10 protein-coding genes and 1 pseudogene are annotated in these 11,424 nt (G+C 72.6%); 7 read left to right on the forward strand and 4 right to left on the reverse strand.

The annotated features are described in order from the left end of the window. Positions 1-43 precede the first annotated feature (43 nt). The 4 genes from BM430_RS31995 (at position 44) to BM430_RS32010 (ending at position 5,508) form a co-directional block, all read left to right on the forward strand. Positions 44-757, forward strand: coding sequence for a spermidine synthase (locus tag BM430_RS31995; protein ID WP_093571236.1), 714 nt, complete (start codon positions 44-46; stop codon positions 755-757). A 124-nt stretch (positions 758-881) separates the two neighbouring features. After that, positions 882-3,224, forward strand: coding sequence for a DUF3772 domain-containing protein (locus BM430_RS32000; protein ID WP_093571237.1), 2,343 nt, complete (start codon positions 882-884; stop codon positions 3,222-3,224). A 662-nt stretch (positions 3,225-3,886) separates the two neighbouring features. Continuing rightward, positions 3,887-4,309 carry a translation initiation factor 2 gene (locus BM430_RS32005; RefSeq protein WP_093571238.1) on the forward strand — a complete coding sequence of 141 codons (423 nt, stop codon included), beginning with the start codon at positions 3,887-3,889 and terminating at the stop codon, positions 4,307-4,309. Between the two features lie 173 nt (positions 4,310-4,482). Next, positions 4,483-5,508, forward strand: coding sequence for a helix-turn-helix domain-containing protein (locus tag BM430_RS32010; RefSeq protein ID WP_177303240.1), 1,026 nt, complete (start codon positions 4,483-4,485; stop codon positions 5,506-5,508). A gap of 19 nt (positions 5,509-5,527) precedes the next feature. On the opposite strand, the gene BM430_RS32015 is transcribed toward BM430_RS32010, so the two are convergent. Together BM430_RS32015 and BM430_RS32020 are read right to left on the reverse strand one after the other, a co-directional pair. Beyond that, the gene (locus BM430_RS32015; protein ID WP_093571240.1) at positions 5,528-5,872 is read right to left on the reverse strand and encodes a hypothetical protein; all 345 of its coding nucleotides are present in this window, start codon (positions 5,870-5,872) and stop codon (positions 5,528-5,530) included. Positions 5,873-6,011: 139 nt separating this feature from the next. After that, positions 6,012-6,329 (reverse strand): hypothetical protein, encoded by a 318-nt coding sequence (locus tag BM430_RS32020; protein ID WP_093571241.1) that lies wholly within the window; start codon positions 6,327-6,329, stop codon positions 6,012-6,014. Positions 6,330-6,591: 262 nt separating this feature from the next. On the opposite strand from BM430_RS32020, the gene BM430_RS32025 reads away from it, so the two are divergent. Continuing rightward, on the forward strand, positions 6,592-7,872 hold the full coding sequence (locus BM430_RS32025) for a multidrug effflux MFS transporter (RefSeq protein WP_093571242.1): 1,281 nt from the start codon (positions 6,592-6,594) through the stop codon (positions 7,870-7,872). 107 nt (positions 7,873-7,979) lie between these two features. Beyond that, positions 7,980-8,624: a transglutaminase-like cysteine peptidase gene (locus BM430_RS32030; RefSeq protein ID WP_093571243.1), complete on the forward strand. Its 645-nt coding sequence runs from the start codon at positions 7,980-7,982 to the stop codon at positions 8,622-8,624. Here BM430_RS32030 and BM430_RS32035 read toward each other — a convergent pair. Further along, positions 8,608-8,889, reverse strand: coding sequence for a hypothetical protein (locus tag BM430_RS32035; RefSeq protein WP_093571244.1), 282 nt, complete (start codon positions 8,887-8,889; stop codon positions 8,608-8,610). The genes BM430_RS32030 and BM430_RS32035 overlap by 17 nt on opposite strands. Before the next feature lie 292 nt (positions 8,890-9,181). Here BM430_RS32035 and BM430_RS32040 point away from each other — a divergent pair, with 292 nt between their 5' ends. After that, on the forward strand, positions 9,182-10,543 hold the full coding sequence (locus BM430_RS32040) for an SGNH/GDSL hydrolase family protein (RefSeq protein WP_093571245.1): 1,362 nt from the start codon (positions 9,182-9,184) through the stop codon (positions 10,541-10,543). A 497-nt stretch (positions 10,544-11,040) separates the two neighbouring features. On the opposite strand, the pseudogene BM430_RS32045 reads toward BM430_RS32040, so the two are convergent. Next, positions 11,041-11,424 (reverse strand): annotated as a pseudogene (locus BM430_RS32045) (porin family protein); the annotation flags it as partial.

Below are 11,424 nucleotides of genomic sequence, written 5' to 3' on the forward strand. Positions count from 1 at the left end.
CGACGAGGCGGCCGCCCCTCCCCCGGCGGTGGAGAGACGAGCGATGCGGCGTTCCCCCGTGCCCGGCGCGGCGCTGGCGGCCTGGACCGAACTGGACACCGGCCCGATCCCCGGCGGCGGCGGTTCCTTGAGGCTGGTGCGGCGCGGCGACGAGTACCTGATCGTCGTCGAGGGCATGGAGTTGATGGGCAGCCATCGCAGCGGCTCGGAGCGCGACCTCGCGATCCTCGCCTGCGCGCCCTTGCGCGACCATCCGGCGCCGCGTGTGCTGATCGGCGGGCTCGGCATGGGCTTCACCCTGCGGGCGGCGCTCGCGGAACTCGGGCCCGACGCCAAGGTGGTCGTCGCCGAGTTGGTGCCGTCGGTCCTGGCCTGGGCCCGCGGCCCGCTGGCACACGTCTTCGGCGGCTGCCTCGACGATCCGCGGGTCGAGATCCGCGAGGGCGACGTCACCCGGGTGATCCAGTCCGGGCCGCAGGCCTGGGACGCGATCCTCCTCGACGTCGACAACGGCCCGCGCGGCCTGGTGAGCCGGGCCAACGACCGGCTCTACGATTCCTGGGGGTTGAAGCGGGCGCGCTGGGCCCTGCGCCCGGGGGGCTTGCTCGGAATCTGGTCCGGCTGTCCGGACCGGAAGTTCAAGGCCCGGCTCCGGCGCACCGGCTTCTCGGTCGTGGAGCATCGCCTCCGCTCCGAGCGTCCCGGACGGACCCCGCACGTGGTCTGGATCGCGACGCGCCCGGCCGACGTCGGCTGAGAACAGGTGGAACGCGGCGCATAACCGGCACGACGCACTCCGTCGTCTGTTGCCGATCGGCACGGCCGTGCTACGCAACTTGCGGCCAAGCTTCGCACGGCGCGGCGGCCCGGGCTGTCTCCCCATGTCTCTTTCCGGTCTTCTCCGCGGCCTCCTGATCGCGCTGGCACTCCTGCTCGCGCCGGCCCTCCCGGCGTCGGCCCAGACCGACGATGCCCGCCGCACCGAGCTCACCGCCGGCGTCGCGGCGGCCCGGGCGGAGGCCGAGCGGCTGAAGGGCGACTTCAAGGGCCTGCTCGGCCTGCGCGACCGGACCGAAACCCTGATCGCCGCGGCGAGAGCTCTGCGGCGGGAGGCGGAGGCGGACCGCGACCGTCTCCAGGCGCAGCTCGCCGAGATCGGGCGCGCCGCGGTGCCGGAGGCAGCCGCCGCCGAGAAGCGGCAGGTGGAGGCCGGGCTGGCGCAGGTCGAGGCGCGGCTGCGGCAGGACGGTCAGAGCCTGCGGACCGCCGAAGATCTCCTGGCCCGCGTGACCGAGGCGCGGCGCGCGCTGTTCGCCCGGCGCCTGCTCGCCCCGAGCCCGAGCCCGCTCACCCCGGCCTTCTGGGGCGAGCTCCTCGACCGGGCGCTGCCGCAGGTCGGCGAGCGGCTGGCGGACCTGCGGGCGCGGGCGGCGGAGACCGGCCTGGACGACGAGGAGATGCTCGGCGCCGCCGTGGTGCTGGTACTGGGGTTCATCCTCTACGGCATCGCCCGCTCGGCGGGGCGGCGGCTGGCGCGGCGCTGGCGGCGGATCTGCGAGCGGGCGGGCATCGGTCCGCGCCGGGCGGCGGCGGTGCACGCCGTGATCGACCTCGTCGTCGCGGTGGCCCCGGTGCCGGCGGCCCTCGCCCTCCTGATCCTGCTCAACGAGGACATGGACCTGTCGCCCGGCAGCCTCGATTCCCTCGCGGTGCGGCTGCTCGCGGCCATCGCCGGCGCGATCCTCGGCACCGGCATCCTGCGGGGGCTGACGGCGCCGCGCGATCCCGCCCTGCGGCTCCTGGCGGTCGGCGACCCGGCGGCCCGGATCATCCACCGCACCGGCACCGCGATGCTGCTGATCTACGCAGGCAACCTCGTCCTCGCCGAATTCGCCGTCATGGCGCGGTTCCGGCCGGCGATCGGCGAGGCCGCGACGATCCTCGCGGTGCTCGCCTGCTGCGCCCTCCTCGCCGGCGCCCTGGCGCGGCTCGCCCATGCCGAGCCTCCAAACGCGGAGCCTCCGGACGGGGCCGCCCTCGCGGCGATGCCGGCGGCCGCACCGGTCGGCTTCCTGGGGGCGCTAGGGCCCCTCGCCTGGGCGGTGACGGCAGCGGCGGTCGCCTGCGTGCTCCTCGGCCTCACGGCGCTCGGCGACTTCCTGATCGGGCGCCTCCTCGTCACCGGGGTGCTGGTGGCCTTGGGCTGGATCGTGCTGATCTGCGTCGACGCGCTCTCGGTGGGGCCCGAGGACGTCGCCCGCTCGGTGCGGCTGTCGCGGCTGTGCCGCACCGTGTCGCTCCGGCCCGAAACGCTGGCGCTCGCCTCGATCGCCCTCTCGGGCCTGCTGCACGCCCTCGTCGTCGGCGCGATGGCGTTCGTGGTGATCGGCCCGTGGAGCCTCGCCCATGGCGAGCTGAACCCGTTCCAGGACGCGTTCCTCGGCACCACCGTGGCGGATCTGCGCGGCTGGCTCGGCGCCGCCGGCCTCGCGCTCCTGGCCTTCGGGGCCGGCCTGCTGGCGACACGGCTCGCCACCGGGTGGCTCGACCGGCGCTTCCTGCCCCATACGCGGCTCGATGCCGGGGCGCGCTACTCGGTCATCACGGTGGTGGGCTATGGCGGCCTCGCCCTCACGCTGGTGGTGGCGCTCGGCCAGCTCGGGGTGAACCCGCAGAGCCTCACGGTGATCGCCGGCGCCCTCTCGGTCGGCATCGGCTTCGGCCTCCAGAGCATCGTGTCGAACTTCGTCTCGGGGCTGATCGTGCTCGCCGAGCGGCCGATCCGGGTCGGCGACCTCGTCACCGTCAAGGGCGAGGAGGGCCGGGTGAAACGGATCAGCGTGCGCTCCACGCTGATCGCCACCGGCGACCGCACCGACCTCGTGGTGCCGAACACCGATCTCATCACCTCGATCGTCCGCAACAAGACCCTCACGGACGACACCCAGCGCCTGCGCGTGCCGCTGATCCTCGACAAGGAGACCGACCTCGAGGTGCTGCACGAGATCCTGCTGAAGGTGGCGGAGCGCCACCTCAACGTCGCGGCCCATCCGGCCCCGAGCGCCCTGCTCATGCGGATCGGCGAGCACGGCCTCGAGTACGAGGTGCGGTGCTTCCTGGTCGATCTCGCGGCGAGCGACGCGACCCGCAGCGAGCTCAACACGATCTGGCTGACGCTGTTCCGCCGCGCCGGCATCAAGCTCGGCGGGCCGCCGGCGGCCTGACGGCGAGCGGCTCGGGGGGCGACCGTCAGGGCGTTCCCAGGAGCGGCGCGCCCGCCGCCGCCGCGATGGCGAGGACGAGCGCGACGGCCAGCATCAGGGAGATCGTGCGTCCGCTCATCGGGCGCTCCCACACCGTCCGCGGCCACCGTCCGACATTCGACTCGATCATGACGAAACGACTCACCGACGCTCGGGCCCCGGCACAGTCCGATACCGGCGTATCGGCATCATCGTAGCAGCTTCGGCAAGGTGCAGGACGTGGCAACCCGTGTTCTGCGTCTCAAAAACATGTGCGAGCGTCTCGAACCGACGCATGTTCGGTACGAGTGACAATGTCGACCGCCGTTGAGCCGCCCCTCGACCGTGCGGCAGGCCGCCGTCGTGCAAGACGTGCAACCGGATCATGGACGAACCCCCGCTGAATGACGCAGGGAATGCAACGGCGCATCCCTTGGACGTCCCGCATCTCGTCCAGCATGCATTTTGATGCCTTTGCGTCTCAAAAAGGGAGCGACCGCTGGACATGGGGATACATTTCGGCAACAAGCGGAGCGATCCTCACGGTCAAGCTTGTGGCGACCGGCTCGGATTCCCCTCGTCATCAACCGCCCTCCTGACAGTGGACGCGGCCGCCGGCCGGCCGTCCGCGCGAGCCCGACGTCATGCGCATCATCGCCGCCAGCCTGAGCCTCCTCGCCCTGACCGCCTGCGGGACCGTGACCCGCGGCACGACCGAGCCGGTCACCTTCCTGTCGGAGCCGCCGGGCGCCGCGATGCGCACCTCGTTCGGACCGGGCTGCCCGGTCACGCCCTGCACCCTCGAAGTGCCGCGCAAGCAGGAATTCGTCTCGACCTTCTCGTTGCCCGGCCACTCCGACGTGCAGGTTCCGGTCACCACCAAGGTGAGCGGGACGGGCGGCGCCAGCATGGCGGGCAACGCCCTTCTCGGCGGCGTCATCGGCGCCGGCGTCGACGTCTATAACGGCACCGCCCTGGACCATACGCCGAACCCCGTCATCGGCCGGATGGTGCCGTTCTCCTCGCCGCTGCCCGCCCGCCGCCGCCGCGCCGCGCCGCAGAGCTGACGGCGTCGACCTCTCGACGATCGCGCGCCCCGGTCGCAATCCCGGGGCAATGCACGGGACAAGTGTGGTTCGCGACGCCCGTTCCGTCGTCGCCGGATTGACGCAGCGTTCCCCTTCCCGCATCCAAGCGTCAACAGATGGCCTTCGGGCGGGGGGCAGGCGAATGCCACGCGATGGCCGACTCGGCGACGATCGACTTCACGCTCGAGCGGCTCGCCGCCGAGCAGCAATTCGCCCTCTGGCACGACCTGGTGCAACCTCTGTTCCGGGTCGGGATCGAGGACGAGGCCAGGGCCGCGTTCCGGGCCGAGATGCGGGCCATGCCGCTGGCCGACGCCCTGCTGACGACCTGCACCTCGCGGGCCCAGACCTTCGCGCGCAGCATGGGCGACGTCCGCAGCTCCGGCTGGGACCACGTCGTGATCCAGCACTACGTCGCCGGCGGCTTCACGGGTTTGTGCGGCGACCGCACCGTCTCGGTCGCGGCGGGGGACATCAACGTCCTCGACCTCAACCGCACCCTGCACACGCAGGCGACGGATTTCTCCAACCTCACGCTGATCCTGCCGCGGGACCGCCTGCCGCTCGCCGGCTCGAACGACCTGCACGGGCGGGCGATCGAGCGGGGCAGCGCGCTGGCGGCGGTGATCGGGAGCCACCTGCGCAGCCTGGCCGAGCATGCCGGGGCCCTCACCCCCCGGGAGGCGGGGGCCGCCCTCGACGCGCTGTGCCTGCTCCTGTCGGGCAGCGACCTCAGGCAGGCCGATCCGCTCGTGCGCGCCGCGGCCGGCGCCAGCGTCCACGACCGGGTCTGCGCCTATATCGACCGCCACCTCGACGACCCCGCCCTGAGCCCCGCCGGCATCGCGGCGGCCTGCCGGGTGTCGCGGGCGACCCTGTACCGCCTGTTCGGCTTCGAGGGCGGCGTCATGGCCTACATCGCCGGGCGCCGGCTCGACCGGGCGTTCATGGCGCTGAACCGGCCCGATGACGGGCGCAGCAGCATCGCCCAGGTGGCCTTCCGCAGCGGCTTCACCAGCGAGACGCATTTCAGCCGCTCGTTCCGGAGCCGGTTCGCGATGAGCCCCCGGGAGGCCCGCCGCCGCGCCCACGAGGGTCTGCATCCGGCCGACGCGGCGCCGGGTCTCGGCCCGCGCGACTGGGTGCAGGCGATGCGGCGCGTGCGCGAGACCATCTGAGGCAGGGCCGGAGCCCTCGTCAGGGAAGCGCGCCGATCAGCTCCTTGGCGCGGGTCATGGTGTCGTTGCAGGCCTGCGCGTTGCCGGCGCGGTCCTGGTCGCGCGCCGTGGCGATCAGGCCGCGCGCCTCGGCGATGCGGCCGGCCTGCGGCACGGTCGCGGGATCGCTCGGCCGGCCCGGCGGCGGGGCCGCGAGCGCCTTGGGCGACCCCTGGGTCGTCGGTGTCTCGCCGGTCACCGCCGCGGCGCCTGGACTCTCGAGACGGCGCTCGATCGTGGCGATCTGCTCGGCGCAGGGCGTCGCGGCGGCCGCGGCGGCACCGAGCGGGACCAGGATCGATGCGGCGATGATTGTCCCGCGCATGGGGGCGTCCTCCTGCCTGAGGCCGCCTCTCCGGGGCGGCAGCCCCGGGCAACGGATGACCCGACGTCCGGTTCGTGCGGCCGGGGCCGGCGCCGGTGTCGCACGGCGTCCCACCCATGCCCCTCCGGCGCTCCCGGCGTCAGTTCCGGCCGTCGCGCGGCGCCATCGCGGTGACGAGGCGCAGCACCTCGCCGCGGGTCGCGGGGTCGGTGATCCGGCTGAAGGCGCGCAGGAGATCGATCGCCTGCCGCTCGAAGGCCAGGGTGCCGTCAGTCATGGTGCCGTCGGTCATGGCGCCGTCGGCTGCCCCGGCACCGGCGCGCGGGTCGATCGAGACCCCGAGCAGGGACTCGATCTCGCGCAGGCGCCGGATCGACACGCCGCCGACATGGACCTCGTCGTCGCGGGAGGAGCTCGGCCGGAGGCCGGAATCGAACACCCCATCGGACATCGGCATCTCCTGCCCTCCTTGGGCGGCAGCGCCCGGGAACGCGCCGCGAGCGAACGCGCCGTGAAAGTCTGATTATTGTGTCAATCGTTCGCAGACAAACAAGATGGTTAAGTTCACTCAGATGTGATGAACGACCCGATCCGAAAGGGTAACCGCTCCGGCAACCGGCGCCGCCGGCTGGGTCCAGCCATTCCCGACCGGCATGCCTCGCGCGGCCGGCATCGTCTTACAGAGGATCAGCCCCGAAGGACCGTGAGTTGAGCGACCGATGAAGACGTCACCGAGGCGTGCCGGCCGAGACCAGGACCAAGCCTCTTCGTCGAGCAACACCTCTTCGTCGAGCGAAGCCTCTTCGTCGGGCGGAACCCCGTCGACCGGCGAGGCCGCCTCGCCCCGCGCGCAGGCGTCGCTGGCGCTCCTCGTCGCCGTGACCATGACCGGGACGGTGGCCCTGCACATCTTCGTGCCGGCGCTCGCGGCGGCGGCCGCCGATCTCAGAACGACGCCGGTCGCCGCGCAGCTGACGATCACCCTCTACCTCGTCGGCCTCGCCTGCGGGCAACTGGTCTATGGGCCGCTCTCGGACCGGTTCGGCCGCCGCCCGGTGCTGATCGCCGGCCTGTCGCTCTATCTCGCCGGGCTGCTGCTGGCGATTCCCGCGCCCTCGATCGAGGTCCTGATCGTCGCCCGGGTGCTGCAATCGCTCGGGGCCTGCGGCTCGCTGGTCCTCGGCCGGGCGATGGTGCGCGACGTCTCGACCGCCGCGGACGCCGCGCGCAAGATCGCGATCCTCACCATGGCGATGACGCTGACGCCGGCGCTCGCGCCGGCGATCGGCGGCCTCGTCGCCGGCGCCTTCGGCTGGCGGGCGGTGTTCGTGGTGCTGGCCGCCGTGGTGGCGCTCCTCGGCGCCCTGGTGGTGCTGACCCTGCCGGAGACCAACCGGCGGCCGGTCGCGCTGCCGGGAATCGGTGCCGTGGCAGGCGCCTATCTGCGCCTGCTGCGCAACCCCGCCTACCGGGCCTACCTGCTCGCCGGGGCCTGCGCCGGCACCAGCCTGTACGCCTTCCTGGCGGTGGCGCCGTTCCTCCTCGTCGACCGGCTCGGACGCTCGTCGCAGGAGGTGGGACTCGATTGCCTGATCGTGGTGGCCGGCATGGTGGTCGGATCGGCGGTCGCCGGGCGTCTCGCCGGCCGTATGCCGATCCAGCGGGCAGCCCGGATCGGCAACGGCATCTGCCTTCTCGCCGCCCTGGCCCTGCTGGCGGTCGACCGCAGCGGGCATCTCACCGTCGTCTCGCTCCTCGCGCCGCTGGTGCTCTACGCGGTCGGGATCGGGCTCCTCGGGCCGAACGCGGTGGCGGGGCTGATGAACGTCGATCCCCACGCCGCCGGATCGGCCTCGAGCCTCTACGGCTTCATGCAGATGGCGCTCGGCGCCCTGTTCACCCTGGTGGTCGCCACCTGGCACGACGGCTCGGCGACCCCGGTGGCGGCGACCCTGCTCGGGGCCTCGGTGATCGCCGCGCTCTCGCTGCGGCGGGTGTGACGCGGGCCTGTGAACACACGTTAACCTTTTCTTAACTCGGCCGTTGCCCCGACGGAGCCGCCGTGCGACCAACTCGTTAACGAGAGCTTAACGGTTGCGAGTACCAGATGCGTATCGCGGGTCGCACGGGCGGAATCGGAATCGCGCGGGTCCTGGCCGTGGCCGCCGGGCTCATGGCCTCGGCGAGCGGGGCGGGCAGCCAGACCCTGGCGGCGCTCCCGGCGGTCACCATCCCGGCCGCCACGGTGGGCGAGGCCCGGCCGGTCCCGGCCTGGACCGAGTTCTGCGCGCGCTACGCGTCGGAATGCGCGGTGGATGCGAGCGAGCCGGCGCAGGTCACCCTGACCCCGCGGCTGTGGCAGACGGTCACCGGCATCAACCGCCAGGTCAACACCAGCTTGCGCGCCGTCACCGACCAGGAGCACTGGGGCGTGCCCGACCGCTGGGACCTGGCCGAGGACGGCTCGGGCGATTGCGAGGACTTCCAGCTCCTCAAGCGCAAGCTCCTGGCCCAGGCCGGGCTGCCGCGGCGGGCGATGCGGATGACGGTGGTGATCGACGAGAAGGGCGAGGGCCACGCCGTGCTGATGCTGCGCACCGACCGCGGCGACCTCGTCCTCGACAACAAGACCAGCGCCGTGCTGCCCTGGCACAAGACCGGATACACCTTCATCAAGCGCGAGGGCGACGAGAGCACCCGCTGGGTCTCCCTCGGTCGGGCGGTGTCGCCGGTCGTCACCGCGAATCGCTGAGGCCGGTCCCGTACTGGGCGGCCAGGACCTCGCTGGCGAGTTCGGCGCTGCCGTTGGTCCAGGGCAGGGCCAGCACCACCCGCACGCCGGGGGCCGGCGCGGGGGCGTGCGGCCGCACCATCGGCGCGGTGATCGGCGCCGGGTCGAGCGCCGGGCGCAAGGTCAGGGCGACGGCCTCCCGTCCGCCCCGGCTCAACAGCACACCGGACCCGATCGCCAGGATGAGCGCGGCCTGGACACCCAGCCGCCGTACAGTCCGAAACATCTGAGAATACCCGCCTGTCGTGCGGCGACGTGTTGTCGTCCGTCGCTCGCCTGGAACACACCCTCGGCCCGCGCCGCTTAACGGCCGGTCTTCATCGGGTGCGCCCCGCTCTTCCGGCTTCCGGGATGCTGAACGGAGGTTTTACACTGGCCTTCATCATCCCCTAACCTTGACAGGTCGCGAATGCAGCAGCCCGTCGGCGGCACGGGTGGGCCGGAGCCGGTTGCCGCGCTATACTCGTCGTCATGACGATGCGGGCGGAGCCGGGAACGATGCGGATGGGGTGGCCCGGATGACGTGGCCGACTGGACGGGAAGTGTCGCGCCTCGTTCTCTGGAGCCTGCTCGCGGGCCTCAGCGCGCCGGAGGCGGCCCGGGCGCAGTATTCCGACGACGGCTACGGCTATCGCCGCGCGCCCGCCTACCGGCCCGCACCCGAGCCGCAGCGGCAGTTCTTCTGGCCCTGGGAGGATCGCCCCGCGGCGCAGCCCCAGGCGCAGCCGGATCCCGGCCGGCCGGCCTATCGCGGCGCCTACCGCACCCCCCGCCCGCGGCGGGAGCGGGAGCGGGAACGCGAGGTGGTGCCCAGCCGCGAGGGCCGCTCGGTGCAGCGGCCCAAGCCCCGCCCGGCCCCGGTTGTGGCGCGGCCCGCCGCGCCGAAGCCCAAGACCGATCCGCGCACCCAGATCGCGGTGTTCGGCGATTCCCTCGCCGAGCTCCTCGGCCAGGGCCTCGACACGGTCTACGAGGCCAATCCGGACGTGGTGGTGATCCGCCGCGCCAAGGGCGACAGCGGCCTCGTGCGCAAGGACGTGGTCGACTGGCCGAAGGCGGCGGAGGATTATCTCAAGTCCAACCCGAAGGTGTCCTACGCGGTGGTGATGGTCGGCGCCAACGACCGCCAGCCCCTGCGCGACGGCGACCAGACGATCGAGCCCTTGAGCGAGCGCTGGCGCGCGCTCTACCGCGACCGGGTCGACGCGCTGCTGAAGGTCTTCACCGACCGCAAGGTGCCGGTGGTCTGGGTCGGCGAGCCGCCGATGAAGAGCGAGACGCTCTCGGCCGACATCACCTCGCTGAACGAGATCTTTCGCGATCGGGTGCAGCGGGCGGGCGGCGTCTACGTCGACATCTGGCCGGCCTTCGTCGACGAGAACAACCGCTACGCCGCGACCGGGCCGGACCTCGAGGGGCAGCAGGCCAAGTTGCGCACCGCCGACGGCGTGCACTTCACCAAGGCCGGCGCCCGCAAGGCGGCCCATTTCGCCGATGTCGAGATCAAGCGGCTCCTCGAGGCGACGACCGGCGCGCCCTCCCTCCCCGATGCCGTCTCGCCGCTCGCCCCGGAAGCGCCGGCGCCGGCCGCCGCGGGCGAAGCGAAGCTCGACGACGACGCCGCGATCGACCGGCTCATCACCGCGATGCTGCCGAGCCTGCCCGAGCCGCCGGGCATCCCGGCCCTGCCGGTCAAGCCCGCCGCCGGCCCGGTCCTGCCGCTGACCCGCAACGACGTCGCGCCGGGCGGCCAGCTCGTCACCGGCCGCCCCCGGATCGACCGCGACACCGGCTACACCCTGGAACGCAGCCTGACCCGCGGCGCGGCCCCGCCGCCGCAGCCGGGGCGGGCGGACGATTTCCGCTGGCCGCGGGGGTAATGCGGGATCTCGGGGATCATGCCGGGGTCCCATTACACAAACCCGGGCGGCATCTGAGCGCTCAACCCGAAGGCCGTTGGAAGCGACCCTTGGTTCCGATCTCGATTCGTCACGAGTCCACAGGTCCTGGACGTCCGGGCCTGGTATCGAACAGTCGAGATGAGACGGCGGCCCGATCGATCCTGGGCAAGCGCGGGATCGAATCGAGGCGTCAGCATCTTGGGCCGTCGGCATGAACCCGGCCCGAGGACGGCCATTCCCGGAACAGGCTCCGACGCGAGAAGGGCCCGGTCGCGCGAGCGGCCGGGCCCTTCTCGTAGGTCGCCCCCCTCGCGACGCACCCGCGACGACGATGCGAGCGGGGGCGACGGACCGAAGGCGAGCGGGAACGCCCCGCCCGATGCCCGCCGGTGACCGGCGAGCGCCTCTTCACCCAAACGCGAAGAGCCCGGCCTTTCGGCCGGGCTCCGCTCCGTCGGGGTGACGGAGTGCGACGACTAGAAGCCGTTGAACTTGTAGTTCAGGCCGGCGCGGACGACCGCGAACTCGGTCTCGCGACGGTACAGGTTGGCCGGGCCGACCGACACGACACCCGGCGAGAACACCGAGTACTGCGTGCCGTTGGCGGTCTGGGCGAACACGCCGTTGTTGCGGTTGCCCTGGTCCAGGTTCACGTACAGACCTTCGACCTTCAGCGTCACCGCCGACGAGCGGAAGAAGTTGAAGAACGAGTCGGTGGGCAGGGCGTACTCGACGCCGCCGCCGACGACCCAGCCGGTCTGGAAGTCGTCACGCGAGCTGTTGGTCAGGCCGAAATCGCGACCGCCGCCCGAGCCGTAGGCGAAACCGCCGGTGGCGTACACGAGGGTGCGGTCCCAGGC

It is taken from the genome of Methylobacterium sp. 174MFSha1.1, from assembly GCF_900116815.1.
GTDB lineage: Bacteria > Pseudomonadota > Alphaproteobacteria > Rhizobiales > Beijerinckiaceae > Methylobacterium.

Bases quoted from the DNA above. Each gene is read 5' to 3' on its own strand.
- BM430_RS31995 (WP_093571236.1), top strand. From the start codon at position 44: ATGCGGCGTTCCCCCGTGCCCGGCGCGGCGCTGGCGGCCTGGACCGAA.
- BM430_RS32000 (WP_093571237.1), top strand. From the start codon at position 882: ATGTCTCTTTCCGGTCTTCTCCGCGGCCTCCTGATCGCGCTGGCACTC.
- BM430_RS32005 (WP_093571238.1), top strand. From the start codon at position 3,887: ATGCGCATCATCGCCGCCAGCCTGAGCCTCCTCGCCCTGACCGCCTGC.
- BM430_RS32010 (WP_177303240.1), top strand. From the start codon at position 4,483: ATGGCCGACTCGGCGACGATCGACTTCACGCTCGAGCGGCTCGCCGCC.
- BM430_RS32015 (WP_093571240.1), bottom strand. From the start codon at position 5,872: ATGCGCGGGACAATCATCGCCGCATCGATCCTGGTCCCGCTCGGTGCC.
- BM430_RS32020 (WP_093571241.1), bottom strand. From the start codon at position 6,329: ATGCCGATGTCCGATGGGGTGTTCGATTCCGGCCTCCGGCCGAGCTCC.
- BM430_RS32025 (WP_093571242.1), top strand. From the start codon at position 6,592: ATGAAGACGTCACCGAGGCGTGCCGGCCGAGACCAGGACCAAGCCTCT.
- BM430_RS32030 (WP_093571243.1), top strand. From the start codon at position 7,980: ATGCGTATCGCGGGTCGCACGGGCGGAATCGGAATCGCGCGGGTCCTG.
- BM430_RS32035 (WP_093571244.1), bottom strand. From the start codon at position 8,889: ATGTTTCGGACTGTACGGCGGCTGGGTGTCCAGGCCGCGCTCATCCTG.
- BM430_RS32040 (WP_093571245.1), top strand. From the start codon at position 9,182: ATGACGTGGCCGACTGGACGGGAAGTGTCGCGCCTCGTTCTCTGGAGC.